At 60.0% G+C, this 15,642-nt stretch carries 20 protein-coding genes; 10 read left to right on the top strand and 10 right to left on the bottom strand.

Going from position 1 to position 15,642, the window contains the following annotated elements:
• The first annotated feature begins 8 nt into the window (after positions 1–8).
• Positions 9–890: a LysR family transcriptional regulator gene (locus AC1Q6I_RS26975; protein WP_024074227.1), complete on the top strand. Its 882-nt coding sequence runs from the start codon at positions 9–11 to the stop codon at positions 888–890.
• Here the strand turns inward: AC1Q6I_RS26975 and AC1Q6I_RS26970 are convergent.
• Positions 880–1,629, bottom strand: coding sequence for a sulfite exporter TauE/SafE family protein (locus AC1Q6I_RS26970; protein ID WP_102625065.1), 750 nt, complete (start codon positions 1,627–1,629; stop codon positions 880–882). The genes AC1Q6I_RS26975 and AC1Q6I_RS26970 overlap by 11 nt on opposite strands.
• Before the next feature lie 109 nt (positions 1,630–1,738).
• Here AC1Q6I_RS26970 and AC1Q6I_RS26965 point away from each other — a divergent pair, with 109 nt between their 5' ends.
• The 4 genes from AC1Q6I_RS26965 to AC1Q6I_RS26950 all read left to right on the top strand — a co-directional run bounded on the left by AC1Q6I_RS26965 (position 1,739) and on the right by AC1Q6I_RS26950 (position 4,926).
• On the top strand, positions 1,739–2,689 hold the full coding sequence (locus AC1Q6I_RS26965) for a LysR family transcriptional regulator (RefSeq protein ID WP_024074225.1): 951 nt from the start codon (positions 1,739–1,741) through the stop codon (positions 2,687–2,689).
• A gap of 80 nt (positions 2,690–2,769) precedes the next feature.
• Positions 2,770–3,222, top strand: coding sequence for a MarR family winged helix-turn-helix transcriptional regulator (locus AC1Q6I_RS26960; RefSeq protein WP_024074224.1), 453 nt, complete (start codon positions 2,770–2,772; stop codon positions 3,220–3,222).
• 241 nt (positions 3,223–3,463) lie between these two features.
• Positions 3,464–3,883 (top strand): organic hydroperoxide resistance protein, encoded by a 420-nt coding sequence (locus AC1Q6I_RS26955; protein ID WP_024074223.1) that lies wholly within the window; start codon positions 3,464–3,466, stop codon positions 3,881–3,883.
• 26 nt (positions 3,884–3,909) lie between these two features.
• Positions 3,910–4,926, top strand: a complete 1,017-nt coding sequence (locus AC1Q6I_RS26950) for an alpha/beta hydrolase (protein ID WP_069075547.1) — start codon at positions 3,910–3,912, stop codon at positions 4,924–4,926.
• Positions 4,927–4,991: 65 nt separating this feature from the next.
• Here AC1Q6I_RS26950 and AC1Q6I_RS26945 read toward each other — a convergent pair whose 3' ends face one another.
• Both AC1Q6I_RS26945 and earP read right to left on the bottom strand, forming a co-directional pair.
• Positions 4,992–5,564 (bottom strand): elongation factor P, encoded by a 573-nt coding sequence (locus tag AC1Q6I_RS26945; protein WP_024074221.1) that lies wholly within the window; start codon positions 5,562–5,564, stop codon positions 4,992–4,994.
• Between the two features lie 49 nt (positions 5,565–5,613).
• Complete coding sequence (gene earP / locus AC1Q6I_RS26940; RefSeq protein ID WP_102625166.1) at positions 5,614–6,747, bottom strand: elongation factor P maturation arginine rhamnosyltransferase EarP; 1,134 nt, start codon at positions 6,745–6,747, stop codon at positions 5,614–5,616.
• Positions 6,748–6,879: 132 nt separating this feature from the next.
• Between earP and AC1Q6I_RS26935 the strand changes: the two genes are divergently transcribed.
• Complete coding sequence (locus tag AC1Q6I_RS26935) at positions 6,880–7,248, top strand: hypothetical protein (RefSeq protein WP_069075549.1); 369 nt, start codon at positions 6,880–6,882, stop codon at positions 7,246–7,248.
• Positions 7,249–7,260: 12 nt separating this feature from the next.
• Complete coding sequence (locus tag AC1Q6I_RS26930; protein ID WP_024074218.1) at positions 7,261–7,743, top strand: GreA/GreB family elongation factor; 483 nt, start codon at positions 7,261–7,263, stop codon at positions 7,741–7,743.
• Positions 7,744–7,748: 5 nt separating this feature from the next.
• Here AC1Q6I_RS26930 and cysB read toward each other — a convergent pair whose 3' ends face one another.
• The 5 genes from cysB to AC1Q6I_RS26905 all read right to left on the bottom strand — a co-directional run bounded on the left by cysB (position 7,749) and on the right by AC1Q6I_RS26905 (position 11,669).
• A complete protein-coding gene (gene cysB, locus AC1Q6I_RS26925; RefSeq protein ID WP_017849520.1) occupies positions 7,749–8,723 on the bottom strand; it encodes an HTH-type transcriptional regulator CysB in 975 nt (324 codons plus the stop codon).
• A 105-nt stretch (positions 8,724–8,828) separates the two neighbouring features.
• Complete coding sequence (locus tag AC1Q6I_RS26920) at positions 8,829–9,329, bottom strand: universal stress protein (RefSeq protein ID WP_024074217.1); 501 nt, start codon at positions 9,327–9,329, stop codon at positions 8,829–8,831.
• Positions 9,330–9,399: 70 nt separating this feature from the next.
• Positions 9,400–10,317 (bottom strand): 5'-nucleotidase, encoded by a 918-nt coding sequence (locus AC1Q6I_RS26915; protein ID WP_024074216.1) that lies wholly within the window; start codon positions 10,315–10,317, stop codon positions 9,400–9,402.
• Positions 10,318–10,332: 15 nt separating this feature from the next.
• Positions 10,333–11,286 (bottom strand): putative 2-dehydropantoate 2-reductase, encoded by a 954-nt coding sequence (locus AC1Q6I_RS26910; RefSeq protein WP_024074215.1) that lies wholly within the window; start codon positions 11,284–11,286, stop codon positions 10,333–10,335.
• Positions 11,283–11,669: a YbbN family protein gene (locus AC1Q6I_RS26905; RefSeq protein ID WP_024074214.1), complete on the bottom strand. Its 387-nt coding sequence runs from the start codon at positions 11,667–11,669 to the stop codon at positions 11,283–11,285. Before AC1Q6I_RS26905 ends, AC1Q6I_RS26910 begins: the two co-directional genes overlap by 4 nt.
• Here AC1Q6I_RS26905 and AC1Q6I_RS26900 point away from each other — a divergent pair.
• Together AC1Q6I_RS26900 and AC1Q6I_RS26895 are read left to right on the top strand one after the other, a co-directional pair.
• Positions 11,668–12,102 carry a PilZ domain-containing protein gene (locus AC1Q6I_RS26900; protein ID WP_102625165.1) on the top strand — a complete coding sequence of 145 codons (435 nt, stop codon included), beginning with the start codon at positions 11,668–11,670 and terminating at the stop codon, positions 12,100–12,102. The two genes, AC1Q6I_RS26905 and AC1Q6I_RS26900, sit on opposite strands and share 2 nt — an antisense overlap.
• A gap of 131 nt (positions 12,103–12,233) precedes the next feature.
• A complete protein-coding gene (locus tag AC1Q6I_RS26895) occupies positions 12,234–13,310 on the top strand; it encodes a 3-deoxy-7-phosphoheptulonate synthase (RefSeq protein ID WP_024074212.1) in 1,077 nt (358 codons plus the stop codon).
• Positions 13,311–13,389: 79 nt separating this feature from the next.
• Here the strand turns inward: AC1Q6I_RS26895 and AC1Q6I_RS26890 are convergent, their stop codons facing one another.
• Entirely contained in the window at positions 13,390–13,671 is a 282-nt protein-coding gene (locus AC1Q6I_RS26890) for a GNAT family N-acetyltransferase (RefSeq protein ID WP_003189869.1), read from the bottom strand.
• Positions 13,672–14,282: 611 nt separating this feature from the next.
• Here AC1Q6I_RS26890 and oprI point away from each other — a divergent pair.
• The gene (gene oprI, locus AC1Q6I_RS26885) at positions 14,283–14,534 is read left to right on the top strand and encodes an outer membrane lipoprotei OprI (protein ID WP_024074210.1); all 252 of its coding nucleotides are present in this window, start codon (positions 14,283–14,285) and stop codon (positions 14,532–14,534) included.
• A gap of 139 nt (positions 14,535–14,673) precedes the next feature.
• On the opposite strand, the gene AC1Q6I_RS26880 is transcribed toward oprI, so the two are convergent.
• Complete coding sequence (locus AC1Q6I_RS26880) at positions 14,674–15,642, bottom strand: L,D-transpeptidase family protein (RefSeq protein ID WP_024074209.1); 969 nt, start codon at positions 15,640–15,642, stop codon at positions 14,674–14,676.

Genomic DNA, 15,642 nt, shown 5'->3' with positions numbered 1-15,642 from the left:
TGTTTCTTATGCAATACATCTCGGAGATTGATCAATTGTCCGGCTACCCCAGCATCGACACCGAAGTGCTACGCACCTTCGTCGCCATCGCCGACCTGGGCGGTTTTACCCGTGCAGGTGAACGAGTCAACCGCACACAGTCGGCGGTGAGCATGCAGATGAAGCGCCTGGAAGAGGATGTGTTGCAGCGCAAGTTATTCGAGCGCGACGGTCGCCAGGTACGGCTGACGCCCGAAGGCCAGGTGCTGCTGGGGTATGCGCGGCGCATCCTGAAACTGCACAGCGAAGTGTTCAACACGTTGCGCGAGCCCCATATGGTCGGGCTGGTACGGATCGGCACGCCGGATGACTACGTGATGCGTTTTCTGCCTGGCATTCTCAAACAGTTTTCCAAGGCTTACCCACTGATCCAGATCGAGATGCACTGTGAGTCCTCAACGGTGCTGATGCAGCGACAGGACTTGGCGTTGACGGTGATCAGTCGCGAACCGGGCAACGACCTCGGTGAGTTGTTGCGCACCGAGCGCATGGTGTGGGCGGCAGCGCCGTGCTTCTGCACGGACGAACACGACGCCTTGCCACTGGCCGTTTCTGGCGACGACTGCCTTTACACCCAGTGGGCCTGCGCAGCATTGGAGACGACCGGACGGGATTATCGCCTGGCCTATCACAGCTCCAACGGGGCGGCGATCCAGGCCGTGGTCAGCGCCGGCCTCGCGGCCATGGTCAGCATGGAAAGCCTGGTCACCGACGACCTGCGTGTGCTCGGCAGCGACGACGGCTTCCCCCCCTTGCCGTCGATGAACCTGCGCTTGTTGCGTAACCCGCTGATGGCCTCGCCCATCACCGATTGCCTAGCCGATTACATCGTCGAAGGTTTCAAACTTTAAAGGTCAGCATCACCGCGCACACCACCAGGAAGCCGCAGAACAACCCGCGCAATAACCGCTCCGGCAGCGCATGGGCGACTTTCACGCCCCAACTGATGCTGAGCAGGCCACCGAGCGCCAGCGGGATGCCGATCATCCAGTCGACCTCATGGTGCCAGGCATAGGTGGCCAGGGTGACGCTCGTGCTCGGCAGCGCCAGGGCCAGGGACAACCCTTGGGCGACCACCTGAGTGGTGCCAAACACACTGGTCAGCACCGGCGTGGCAACCACTGCGCCCCCCACGCCAAACAAGCCGCCCATGGACCCGGAGACGGCACCCAACACCCCGAGCCATGGCCAGGAATAACGCATCTGCGCAGTCGGCGGTGCATTACGCGTGAACATGCGCACCAGGTTGTAGGCCGACAATGCCACCAGAAAGACAATAAAACCGATACGCATCGCGCCGGCATCCAGGCCCACCGCCCAGATCGAGCCCAGCCAGGCAAAGCTGAAACCCATCACGCCCAGCGGCAATGCGTGGCGCAGCTCGATACGGTTACGCTGGTGATAGCGCCACAGGGCGAGCATCACGTTGGGCACCACCATCACCAAGGCAGTGCCTTGGGCAATCTGCTGATCCAGGCCGAACCATACGCCGAGCACCGGGATGGCAATCAGCCCGCCCCCGATGCCAAACAAACCGCCCATCGTGCCCAGGGCCGCGCCCAATACCAAGTACATCGCTAGATCCAACACCACTTGCCACTCCACAAATCCCAGGCCTTGCATGCTACGCAGTCGGCCCTGGCGCGGATATGCATAGCGACGCACAATGGCTGTGCCAATTTCGCACAAGCATTTGCCCATGAACCCCAATACCCTCACCGACCAACTGAGCCTGTTCCTCGATGTATTGGAGTCGGGTAGCTTCTCCGCGGCCGCACGCCGCCATCCACTGACGCCCTCGGCGGTGGCCAGGCGCATCGACAGCCTGGAAAATTCGGTGGGCAGCCGCTTGTTCCAGCGCAGCACCCATGCGGTGGTGCCGACACCGGCCGGCCTGGCCTTTGCCGAGCGGGCGCGGCGGATTGTCAGCGAGTTGCAACTGGCGCGAGCCGAAGCCGTCTCCCTGAGCCACGCGCCGGAAGGATTGATTCGCGTGGACGCCCCGGCGGCTTTCGGGCGACGGCATCTGGCACCGGTGATTGCAGACTTCCTGAATGTGTATCCGGGACTGGATGTGCACCTGCATTTGATCGACAGTTTTGTCGATATGCAGGGCGCGCATTTGGGCAAGGTCGACCTGATATTGCGCGCCGGGCATATCGTCGATACCCGGCTGATTGCCACGCCGCTCGCCAGTATCGTGCGCATCGCCTGTGCCAGCCCGGCCTACCTGAAAAGCCGCGGCACGCCGACTCATCCGCGGGAACTGAGCGAACACGACGGCCTGGACTGGGATGGCCTGGCGCCGATGTTCGCCTGGCGCTTCGAACTGGACGGGCGCCGCGCCACCTATCGCCCGCAACGTATCCGCATGAGCGCCAACAACGCTGAAGCCCTGCTGTCAGGGGCCCTCGCCGGGTTGGGTATCGCCCACCTGCCGACCTGGCTGGCCAGTGAATACCTGGTGCGTGGCGAATTGTTGCCACTGTTTTGTGAAAACGGCCTGCCCAGCCCGGAAACCACCGGGATCTATGCGCTGCGCCTGGAGCAACAGCCGAATGCACGCAGCCGGTTGTTGCTGGAATACCTGAAATCCCGTTTCAGCCCCGTGCCGCCCTGGGATCTGGCATTGCAAAGCGGACTGGCCTGACCGCTCGGCCAGAATTATCTGGCGCATTAAAGATTTGCCCGCTAGATTCCAGGCCATTGACGCTTTTTCGAGGCCCCGCCATGAGCAAAAATCCCGCCCCTTGCGAATCCCTGCTGCTGGACAACCAGCTGTGTTTCGCCCTGCACTCCACGTCATTGCTGATGACCAAGGTCTACAAGCCACTGCTGCAAGCGCTTGGCCTGACCTACCCGCAGTACCTGGCAATGATGGTGTTGTGGGAAGAAGATGGCTTGACCGTCGGCGAAATCAGCAGCCGCCTGCTGACTGATCCAGGATCGCTGACGCCCCTGCTCAAGCGCCTGGAGGCCGAGGGCCTGCTCAGCCGCACTCGTAGCCGCGAAGATGAACGCGTGGTCGTCGTGGAACTGACCGAGGCCGGGCGTACCTTGCAGGAAAAGGCCATGGGGGTCCCACAGTGCATCCTCGGTGCCAGCGGCTTGGAGCTGGAGCAACTGCGCAAGTTGCAGGCGGATTTGATTGCGTTGCGAGGCAACCTGCAGAACGCGATCTAAACACAACAGCAAAACACTCAACATGTGGGAGGGCGCTTGCTCCCGATGGTGGTGGGTCAGTCAACCAATCTATTGACTGACCCACCACCATCGGGAGCAAGCGCCCTCCCATATTGCTTTGTAGCGCCCCACAAAAATATTTGTAAATTTATCTTGCGCACAAAACATTAGCGCTATACATTCGCCTCACCAACTACTTAGCGCGCAAACATTTAGCGCTATAAACCAAGAGGACCACACCATGCAAACTCTCTACACCGCAGTAGCCACTTCCACTGGCGGCCGTGACGGTCGTGCTGTTTCCAGCGACAACATCCTCGACGTCAAACTCTCCACACCTAAAGAACTGGGCGGTGCCGGTGGCCAGGCCACCAACCCTGAGCAACTGTTCGCCGCCGGCTACTCGGCCTGCTTTATCGGCGCCCTGAAATTCGTCGCCAGCCAGACCAAACGCAAGATCCCGGATGACGCCTCGATCACGGCTCATGTCGGTATCGGCCAGATCCCCGGCGGTTTCGGCCTGGACATCGACCTGCACATCAGCCTGCCCGGCCTGGCTCAGGACGATGCGCAAAGCCTGGTCGACGCGGCTCACCAGGTTTGCCCTTACTCCAACGCCACCCGTGGCAACGTCGATGTGCGCCTGCACGTAACCGTCTAACCCTGCTGCGACACCTGGAGAAGAACATGAACAGATTTGGCAAAGCGCTTACTGGCACCCTGCTCGCCCTGTCCATCACCCACGCGTTCGCGGCGACGGATGATGTCGAGCACAACACCCAGGCATTCCTCGATGTCTTGAACGCCGGCACCGGCAAGCCGATGGAGCAACTGACGCCCAAGGACGCCCGTGCCGTGCTGACGGGAGCTCAGGCGGGTGTGAAGTTGACCTTGCCCAAGGCAGACGTCAGCCAGAAGACCATCCAGGTCGATGGCCAGCCGCTGGGCCTGACCATCGTGCGGCCAGCCGGGGTCAAGGGCACATTGCCGGTGTTCATGTTCTTCCACGGCGGCGGCTGGGTATTGGGCGATTACCCGACTCACGAGCGCCTGGTGCGCGATCTGGTGGTGGGTTCGGGGGCCGTTGCGGTCTTCGTCAACTACACGCCTTCACCGGAAGCGCACTACCCGGTGGCGATCAACCAGGCCTATGGCGCAACCAAATGGGTCGCCGAGCACGGCAAGGACATCAACGTCGACGGCAAACGCCTGGCGGTCGCGGGCAATAGCGTCGGCGGCAATATGGCAGCCGTCGTCAGCCTGATGGCCAAGGACAAGGGCACACCCGCGATCAAGTTCCAGTTGCTGCTGTGGCCGGTGACCGATGCCAACTTCGAGACAGCGTCCTACAACCAGTACGCCGAAGGGCACTTCCTCACCAGGAACATGATGAAGTGGTTCTGGGATAACTACACCACCGACGCCAAGCAGCGGGCCGAGATCTACGCCTCGCCGTTGCGGGCGACCACCGATCAGCTCAAGGGCTTGCCGCCCGCGCTGATTCAGACGGCCGGTGCCGACGTGCTGCGGGACGAGGGCGAAGCCTATGCGCGCAAGCTGGACCAGGCCGGCGTCCCAGTGACCGCCGTGCGCTATAACGGCATGATCCACGACTACGGCTTGCTCAATGTGGTCAGCCAAGTGCCAGCGGTGCGTTCGGCCTTGCTGCAGGCATCGCAGGAGCTGAAGCAACACCTGAAGTAAAAAGCAGCGCCCACGAAAAAGCCCGACTCAAGGTCGGGCTTTTTTTCGTATCAGCGGGGCCAGAATTACTTCTTGGCGCGGCCTTTGTACGAACCACCTTCGCGGGTGTCGATTTCGATCAGGTCGTCGATTTCGATGAAATCGGCAACTTGCAGCTCGGTACCGTTAGCCAGCTTGGCAGGCTTCATCACCTTGCCCGAAGTGTCGCCGCGAGCGGAACCTTCGGTGTAGGCAACCTTACGCACGATGGTGGTCGGCAGCTCTACGGAAACCAGGCGCTCTTCGAAGAAAATAGCTTCGCAGACGTCGGTCATGCCTTCTTCAATGAACGGCAGAACGGCTTCGATGTCTTCAGCGTTCAGCTCGTACATGGTGTAGTCAGTGGTGTCCATGAACGTGTAGGCGTCGCCGCTGATGAACGACAGGGTCGCTTCTTTACGGTCGAGGATCACGTCGTCCAGCTTGTCATCGGCGCTGTAAACGGTTTCGGTCTTGTAACCGGTCAGCAGGTTCTTCAGCTTGGTCTTCATGATCGCGCTGTTACGGCCCGACTTGGTGAACTCAGCTTTCTGAACCAACCAAGGATCGTTGTCGATACGGATCACCATACCGGGTTTCAGTTCTTTACCAGTTTTCATTGCAGATATCCGAAATTTGGATGGGGTTTACAAAAATCAAGGTCGCGTATCATATCCAACTTTCATAAAACTGTACCAGCGCCGTCGCAAGATCGGCCTGCAAGCCTTGTTCCAGACACCACGTTTCGGCGTGTGCGCTCACTTCCGGCCAGTGTTCCAGCAGTCTTTTCCACGGCTGCGCCATATCGCCGTCCGTATTCCAGGCCTGCCAAAGCGCAACCAACGCCGCCCTGGCGGCCGGCGATAATGCAGCGGTGTACAACTGCAGGAAGGCGTCGAGCTTGTCCAGGTGGATGTCTTCGTCCTGGCGATAGATGTGCCACAGCAAAGGACGCCCGGCCCACTGGGCGCGCACGAAGGAGTCTTCGCCACGTACGGCATTGAACTCGCAGCACCACAGCAGGCGGTCATATTGCTCCTGGCGCACGAAGGGCAGCACCTGCACGGTCAGGGCTTGGCGCTGGTGGACGTCCCCCGCCTCCAACCCATCGACCCCGAGCCAACGCTGCACATCACCGAGGATGCGGCCTTCCGGAACCAACAGATGAGTGGCACGCCCATCCGTCGAAAGAACGTCAAGCCAGCTGGCGAGGCCGGCATTTTCGTAGGCGAACAGTGACATCAGCCGCGTACCGGTTGCAGGAAGTACGCCCAAGGAGCGCAGGAATTGTTGCTGCGCAGCGGCATCCTGTTGAAACGCCTGGCGCTGTTGCAGCAAACCGGCCTCGCGCAACAGACCACCGGTACCCGGCCGAAAACCGGGGAAAAAGAAGTACTTCTGTACCCCTTTGAACTTCACCGAAGGCAGGCGATGGCAACCCACCACCCACTCCTCGGCACTGAGGTAGTCGAGGTTCATCCATAACGGCGTACGCGCGCGCGCGGCCATGGCTTCCATGTAGTCAGGGGGCAATTGGCAGGCAAAAGCGGCGATCACCACATCAGCGGACGGCGTGGCAGCCCAATCCGCCGGCCAATGATGCACGTCAACGCCCTCTTGCCATTGCTGCCCCGACTGCACGTCAATCTCAGGGCACAGGCGCTCGAACGCCCGCAAGTCATCGACCCACAAACGCACATCACAACCGTGCTCTACCACCAGTTGCCGGGCCAGGCGCCAGGTCACGCCGATGTCGCCATAGTTGTCGACGACGCTGCAAAAAATATCCCAGCGGGCTTTCATTCCGGGCTCCAACGCTCAAAGGCTCGATTGTCCGCATAAATGCCCTGATGCAGAAGGCTTGATCGCGATTATTCTGCACAGTGGCTGTGCGACAATCGCCGCCACGCCACAAATGCCTGCCAGGAGGCCGCCATGTCTGATCGCCCATTGTCGTTGCTCAAGCTCTGTGTCGCCATCGCCCTCGGCGTGTGGCTGGGGTTCATCGCCATTGCGTTGACCACTTGGCTGGCGTCGCGCTACCTGTTCCCGCAAAGCCTGGCCCCCGTAGCCCAGGCCGTTCAGCAACTCGGCAAACCGGCCCCTGCTGCACCGGAACCACCCAACCGTATGTTCGAGCAGTATCAAGACAACCTTCGCAAGCAGGAACAACAGCAGACCCTGGACCAGGCGCGCAACAATGCGCGCAACCTGTCCAACCCAAAATGCCAGTTCTGGTTGCAACAGGACCAGAACGCGCCGAATGAAAAGAGCAAGGCCAATGTCCTGCAATTTTGCGAATGATCAAGCACAGCCATGAATAAACACGCCGTCCTCCAGTTGATTCTGGAAAAACTCACCGTCGACCTCGATATTGCACAGCGCGCCGCGCAGACCGCCTACGAAACCGCGACCCACGAAGAAAATATCGCCGAAAACAAATACGACACCCTCGGACTCGAGGCATCTTACCTGGCGGCCGGACAGGCCAAACGCGTCGAGGAAATCAAGCAGTCGCTGGCGCTGTGCCAGAACCTGCCACTGCGTGCGTACGATGATCAACGTGGCATAGAAGTCGGCACGCTACTGGGCCTGGAGGACGAGAATGGCCGCCAGCAGTGGCTGTTCCTGGCACCGGATGCGGCGGGCTTGAAGGTGGATGTGGTGGGGCAACCGGTGACCGTCATCACCCCGCGCTCCCCCCTGGGCAAAAGCCTGCTGGGCAAGTTCGAAGGTGATGAGGTGGAGATTCTGGTGGCAGGCGCCCGGCAACACTTTACGGTTACCGAGGCCAGATAAACCACTTAATGGACGGGCAATTCTACGCCGTCGAACAGCTCTTCCAATTCCTGCTTGTTGTGGCACTGGATCGCCTTGGCCATGACTTCGCGGGTCAGGTGCGGGGCGAACTTCTCGATGAAGTCGCACATGAAGCCACGCAGGAAAGTACCGCGACGGAAACCGATCTTGGTCACGCTGGACTCGAACAACTCGCTGGCGTCGAGCACGACCAGGTCTTTATCGAGCTGCGTGTCGACCGCCATCTTGGCGACAATCCCCACGCCCAGGCCCAGGCGAACATAGGTTTTGATCACGTCGGCATCGGCTGCGGTGAACACCACTTTCGGCGTGAGACCGCGATGGCTGAAGGCTTCGTCGAGCTTGGAACGGCCGGTAAAACCGAACACGTAAGTCACGATCGGGTATTCCGCCAGGGCTTCCAGGGTCAGCTTCGGCAGCTTGGCCAACGGGTGACCTTGGGGCACGACAACGCAGCGGTTCCAGCGGTAGCACGGCATCATCACCAAGTCGCCAAACAACTCCAGGGCCTCGGTGGCAATGGCAAAGTCGACGGTGCCGTCAGCCGCCATTTCGGCGATCTGCATCGGCGAACCCTGGTGCATGTGCAGGGCCACGTCCGGGTACTGCTTGATGAAATCGCGGATCACCGGCGGCAATGCATAACGCGCCTGGGTATGGGTGGTGGCGATCGACAGGGTCCCCTTCTTCTCGTTGGAGAACTCCTGGGCGATCTGCTTGATGCTCTCGACTTTGCGCAGGATCTCGCCAGCGGTGGTAATGATGCGCTCACCGGCTGGAGTGACACGGGTCAGGTGCTTGCCGCTGCGTGCGAACACTTCGACGCCCAACTCGTCTTCGAGCAGGCGGATCTGCTTGCTGATACCGGGTTGCGAGGTGTAAAGGCTTTGAGCGGTAGCGGAAACGTTGAGGTCGTGGTGCGCCACTTCCCAGATGTAGCGCAGTTGTTGAAGCTTCATATGTGTCCCTCAAAGCAGATAGACGCCACGGGTATCAGCGACGGTATATAACTATATTAAAGGTTCGACAGATAAATCTAGAACTTTTTATCCTTCATTGACCGATCACATGTCATCACTGCGCCGACGCTGCAACAGCGGTACCAGATAGACCGGTACCTGGGACAACTGGAGCACTCGCGCAGCGGTTCGCCCCAAGGGTGTTGCCACCCCGACGGTTTGGGTATGACTACCTACGATCAGCAAATCCACGGAGAGTTTCTGTGACTGACCAAGGATCACTTCGCAAGGGTCCCCCTGGATCACTCGTACCGAACGGATCAACTTCAGGTCCAGCGCACCTTCCCCCAACTCTTCGCGAAAGCTCTCCAGCACACGCTGCTCGATCGTCGCCATCACCGTGGTCAGCCCCTGGCTCTGCCATTCGTTCAGGGCTTTCTCATCAAGGTAGCTCTGCAACACCGATTCGGCGAACAAGCCGATGGGCTCGACCACATGGATCACATACAGGTCGGCCTTGAACGTTCGCGCCAGCGCCAGTGCATGTTGCATCACATAAGGCGCATACAGACCAAGGTCCGTGGCGTACAGCATCGAACGAATCATAGAACCTCCTGGACTGCCAGGATGGCGGGGATTGAATGAGCTTAGCAGCGCCTCGGCGAGTTCGACTGACTTAGCTCTCGGCCTGAATCTTCACCTCATTACTGATGCCATGGGGCACATGCCCGGTGGCCACCACCTCTCTGGCTTTCTCACAATGACCGGCCTGGTCATCGAAAAACACATCGGCGGCGAAGGCCTCCAGAAACGCGGATTTTTCCAACCCGCCAAGAAACAACGATTCGTCCAGGCGGATATCCCATTCGCGCAAGGTACGAATCACGCGCTCGTGGGACGGTGCTGAACGGGCTGTGACCAAGGCCGTGCGAATCGGGCACGCCTCGTCGGGAAACTCACGCTGTAACAGGTTGAGTGCGGCGAGGAAGCCTTTGAACGGACCACCGTGCAACGGTTGGCGCGCCGACTCGCGCTCGCTGGCCTGGAATGCCGCCAAGCCACCGCTTTGGTAGACACGTTCGGACTCATCGGAAAACAGCACCGCATCCCCGTCAAACGCGATCCGCAATTCCTCGCTCGACGCCCGGCGTGCACCGCCCGACAGAATCGTCGCAGCGGCAAACCCGGCGTCAAGGGCACTGCGCACATCTTCAGCATGGGTGGAAAGAAACAGATGGCAACCAAATGCCGCCAAATAAGGATAAGGACTACGCCCTCCTACGAAGGCTGCGCGGGAAATATCCAGATCGTAATACTGGATCGAATTGAACACGCGCAACCCAGTGTCGGCACTGTTGCGCGACACCAGCACCACCTCGACCCGGGCGCGGCCCAGGCTGGCATTGAGGCTCAGCAGCTTCTTGACCAGCGGGAACGCGTCACCGGGCTCCAGGATTTCTTCCTCATGTTCGATCTGGTATTTGCGGTAGGTCTCGACCCCTTCGGCCAGGTAGACCTTATGGCTCTCGCTCAGGTCGAACAGCGCCCGCGATGAAATCGCCAGCACCAGTTTGTCGCCCAGTCCATTCGCCATGTGCTTTCCTCCGAATCAGCGGTTATGCCGATCAATAAAACTCAAGGCCTGGTACAGCGCCTGCATCCGCGGCAATTCGCAACCGGCGGCCTTGGCGGCGGCCAGTGGCCGGGCGTAGATGGCGGCCAGCTCCAACGGGCGTTTGTGCACGTGGTCGTGGTACATGCTCGGCAGGTAGTCGTCCATGGTCTCGGTCATGGTGAACATCTGCTCGGCATAGCTGGCCGGAATTTGATGGCCGCAGGCATGGGCGCCCTGCACCACTTCGGCCATCAGCGCCTGGATCAGTTCCCGGCTGGATTCGTCCGCCATCATGGCCGTGGTTCCCGCGCCCAACAGCACGGAGAGACCGTTGTAGGGCACGTTCCACACCAGTTTATGCCAGCGCGCCAGGTGCACGTTGGCCATGGCCTGAGACTCAATGCCCGCCTGATGAAACAACGCGGCGCCCTCTTCGACAATCGCTTTCTGACGAGCTTCATCGTTGGCCGCAGTACCGCTGTGGTACCCCAGGTTGACCCGGCCCAGGGCCTGATGCTCGACGACGCCGGGCCCGGAGCGATGCACGCCGATATAGCACAGGCCGCCGAGCAGATGCAGCGACGACGGCAAGTGCTCGCGCAGGCTGTCTTCGACGTCGAGGCCGTTTTGCAGCAACACGACCTTGGCGTCCGGCGCCGCGATCTGAGCAAGGGTGGGGGCCAACTCCGGGTTACCGGTGGATTTGGTGCCCACCAGCAGCCAATCGCACGGCGGCATGTCAGCGGCGCGGGCATAGGCCTGCACCGGGTGCAGGTGCAAGCGGCCATGCACCGTACTGTTGAGGTGCAGGCCACGTTCGCTGACCGCCGCATATTCGCTGCGCAGCAGGAAGTGCACGTCGAACCCGGCGCGCGCCAGCATCAGGCCATAGAAACCACCGATGGCACCTGTGCCGATAATACCGATGCGGGGCGACTGTACGGTCATGGCAAATCCTCTGGAGTACGGGTAAGTGCTTGATTAATGGCGTCGGCAAGCTCGGCAGCCACGATCGGTGTGTGTATTTGCCCAAGGAATTGACCCTCGCACACCACGAACAGCGCCGGCAAATGAAAGATCTCGTAGCGTTCCACCGCACCGCCGTTGTGCCCGGCATCGACCCAGCACACCCGGTCCACGGGCAAACGCCAGCCCGGCACCTGCTGGCGTGCCCAGCGGCAACTGGAACACCCCTCGCTGACGAACACGACGAGCGAAATGCCTGGCAAAGCCAGCAATTGCTGGTCAATATCCAGGTCGGTCAATACCTGTTCCTTCACTATACTGCTGCCACCGCCGTCAACTGAACGGTGCTCGGAGTCCGTGTACATGGGTCGTTTTTTACCTCACCCTGATGATGTCGCTGCCCTGTTGATCCAACGTCCCGCTCCCCCCCTTCCCCGCCAACGCCTGCACACTATCGGCCTGAGTGGCATCGCCTGCAATTGCCCGCGCGCCTGGCGCCAGGGTACCGCGATCGAGTTTCGCATTCCCTCACTGGGCACCAGCGCCCGTTATCCGGGCTATGTGGCGTGGTGTCGCAAGGCTGGCAGTGGCTATCGCGTGGGGGTTGCCTTTACCGATGAACATGCCTTGTTCGGTGCAAGAATGGGCGAGCAAGTGTGCCAGATCGAACGCTACTGCCGCCTGCACGTAGATACCGAGCCGACGCCCCAGCAGGTCGAGGCACTGGCCCGCGAATGGGTTTCGCGCCATGCCGGCGAGTTCTCCCATGAGGCGCTTGTGCAGCCAGCACTGGATTAAAGCCGGCTTTGCCCATTGTCGCGGGCCCGTGTTACGCGCTAAGGTTCCTCCCCCCTGCATTCAAATCATGCTGTGCTCCGCCGCACGGGGATGGCTGGCGGCCGGCACCCGTGACCCTGACGAGTAACACGATGGCTGATTTACCGATCAATGACCTTAACGTCGAATCCAACGAGACGCTGATCACACCTGATCAGCTCAAGCGCGAAATCCCCTTGAGCGACGCTGCCCTGCAGACCGTCACCAAGGGTCGCGAAGTCATCCGTGACATTCTCGACGGCACTGACCACCGCCTCTTCGTCGTCATCGGGCCTTGCTCGATCCACGACCTCAAGGCTGCCCACGAATACGCCGAGCGCCTCAAGGTGCTGGCGGCGGAAGTGTCCGACACCTTGTACCTGGTGATGCGCGTGTATTTCGAGAAGCCGCGTACCACCGTCGGCTGGAAAGGCTTGATCAACGACCCGTACCTGGACGACTCGTTCAAGATCCAGGACGGTCTGCATATCGGTCGCAAGTTGCTGCTGGACCTGGCCGAAATGGGCCTGCCCACTGCCACCGAAGCCCTCGACCCGATCTCCCCGCAGTACCTGCAGGACCTGATCAGTTGGTCGGCCATCGGCGCGCGCACCACTGAATCCCAGACCCACCGCGAAATGGCGTCCGGCCTGTCCTCAGCCGTGGGCTTCAAGAACGGCACCGACGGCGGCCTGACCGTAGCGATCAACGCGCTGCAATCGGTTTCCAGCCCTCACCGGTTCCTGGGGATCAACCAGGAAGGCGGCGTCTCCATCGTCACCACCAAGGGCAACGCCTACGGTCACGTGGTGCTGCGCGGTGGCAACGGCAAGCCCAACTATGATTCGGTCAGCGTTGCGCTGTGCGAACAGGCGCTGGCCAAGGCCAAGATCAAGCCGAACATCATGGTCGATTGCAGCCACGCCAACTCCAACAAGGACCCGGCCCTGCAACCGTTGGTGATGGAAAACGTTGCCAACCAGATCCTCGAGGGCAACCAGTCGATCATTGGCCTGATGGTCGAGAGCCACCTGAATTGGGGTTGCCAGGCGATTCCAAAGGACCTCGCCGACCTGCAGTACGGCGTGTCGATCACCGATGCCTGCATCGACTGGACTGCCACCGAGAACACCCTGCGCAGCATGCATGCCAAGCTCAAGGACGTATTGCCCAAGCGCAAACGCAACTGAGACCGCACCTGTATCTGAATTGGGCGCACACAAAAACGCCGGGCCATGGCCCGGCGTTTTTCATGGTGCTGTCACTGCCTTACAGTTTAGCGGCGTGGCGCTGATGCCGCTCCATGTAGCGTTCGACATAGGAGCACGACGGGATCACCGTATAACCGGCTTCTTCGGCGAACTTCAGCGCCTCCTCGGTCAACGCGGCCGCAATGCCACGGCCTCGCAGTGCGTTGGGCACGAAGGTCCGATAGATATCCAGGGTCTGCTTCCCGAGGTCCATGTAGGTCAGGTAGGCACGATGACCGTCCACATTGGTCTCGAACTGATGACCAGCCTGGTCATGGTGGATGGACAACGCCTCGCTCATCACTACTCCTCGCGGGTCTTGAATTTTGACCCCTACCTTACCGATGTTTTTCCGGCGAAGGAACATCTACGCCACCCCGTGCCGGTTTCGACAACGAGAAAACCCTGAGCGCTCACAACCAGCACGTAGAGAATAGTAGGCACCAATCCCGCAATTGCTCAAGGCGCGCTCGTCATCCCTGCCACTGGTGGATATAGAAAGAGCCTCGATCAACCGGTGACCGATAGCCTGAACATTGCCGGCAGTTGAACCTTGAGACGAACTGCCGCTCTTAAAGTCACCTCTACATGCGCAAAAGATGCCTGGGGCGGTAACGGCGACCGGAACGAAAGTGTCAGCTTCTTTATATAAATCTTCATCTATTTACAAGGCCTAACGCATGCGGGGCGGCGATTTCAGCCCGGCCTCAATCCTCCTGCGACTGCAAAAAATTGAACACTTTTTATACAAACTGCCAAAAGATTAGCCAAAATAGATTCGGCACAAGAATTTTTTTTGCTTCTTGCGCTACGTCAGTTTACTTACTACAAGTAATGGGTAGTATGTACGCCGGCTATTAGCTCACCCTGAGAAAGTAGCCATTTAATAGAAAGTCCTTGAAGGGGAACACGATGAACAACGTTCTGAAATTCTCTGCTCTGGCTCTGGCCGCAGTTCTGGCTACCGGTTGCAGCAGCGTCTCCAAAGAAACCGAAGCTCGTCTGACTGCAACTGAAGACGCAGCAGCTCGCTCCCAGGCTCGTGCAGACGAAGCCTACCGTAAAGCTGATGAAGCTCTGGCTGCTGCTCAAAAAGCACAACAGACTGCTGACGAAGCTAACGAGCGCGCTCTGCGCATGCTTGAAAAAGCAAGCAAGAAGTAATAATCCTTCGGGGTTGTTATCAAGCCGATCCATTTTTGGATCGGCTTTTTTATTGCCTGAATTTCACGCTCCCGGCGGGAACAGGCAATAAAAATCCCGCCCCGGCGCAAGGCCGAAGCGGGATTTGGGTCAAGCAGGCTTACTGCTGCAGGTCGATCGGCGTGCTCGACACCATCGGCGCTGCGCTCGGCACACCGATCTCAGTCGGCAGGCCATCTTCGGCAGCCACCACATCACGCACCTGATCCCAGTTCACCCGCAGGTGATTGGCCAGGTCTTCACGCTTGAGCAGGGCGTTGATCACCGCCGTATGCTTGTCGACCACCGAAGGGGTGCCGTCGTCGTTCAGGGGCGTATGCGCTTCCAGGTACACCTTGCCACCGCGGCTGCCGAACTTGTAGGCATCGTTGATGATGCGCACCGACGTGCCCACCGGCACCATGCTGGCCATCTCCAGCACGTTGTTGTTGAACATGCGGAAGCAGCCATGGCTGGTACGCGTACCGATACCGAACTTCTTGTTGGAACCGTGGATCAGGTAACCCGGCGTGCCCAACGTGAACTTGAACGGCCCCAGGGGGTTGTCCGGGCCGGCGGGCACGACATTCGGCAGCGGGTCGCCCTCGGCGGCATGCTCAGCCTTGATCGAGGCGGGCGGGGTCCAGGTCGGGTTCGGCGTCTTGGCGATAATGCTGGTATGGGCGACCGGCGAGCCCCAGCCTTCACGACCAATCCCCAGCGGGAAGGTGTAGACGACGTTCTGGCCCTTCGGATAGTAGTAGAGACGGTATTCGGCGAGGTTGATCACAATACCTTCGCGAGGGCCTGGCGGCAGGATGAACTGCGTCGGCAGCACGATCTCGGTGCCCGCGCCGGGCAACCAGGCATCGACGCCCGGGTTGGCGGCGACCATCTCCGAGTACCCGAGGTCGTAGGTGGTACCCAGGTCGGCAAAGGTGTCTTCGTATTTGGCCTTGATCACTTGGACCTGGCCGACAATGTCTTCACCGGGTGGTGGCAAGGGCAACTGCAAGGCGGCGGCAGAGCCAGACGCACACAGGGCAGCAAGAGACAGGCAGCAGGTGACGACGGAAAGGCGCGACAACAT

The sequence above is a fragment of the Pseudomonas sp. MPR-R2A5 genome, assembly GCF_058793055.1.
Note: the sequence above shows the minus strand (reverse complement) of the source record. Positions and strands in the feature narration are given on the sequence as shown.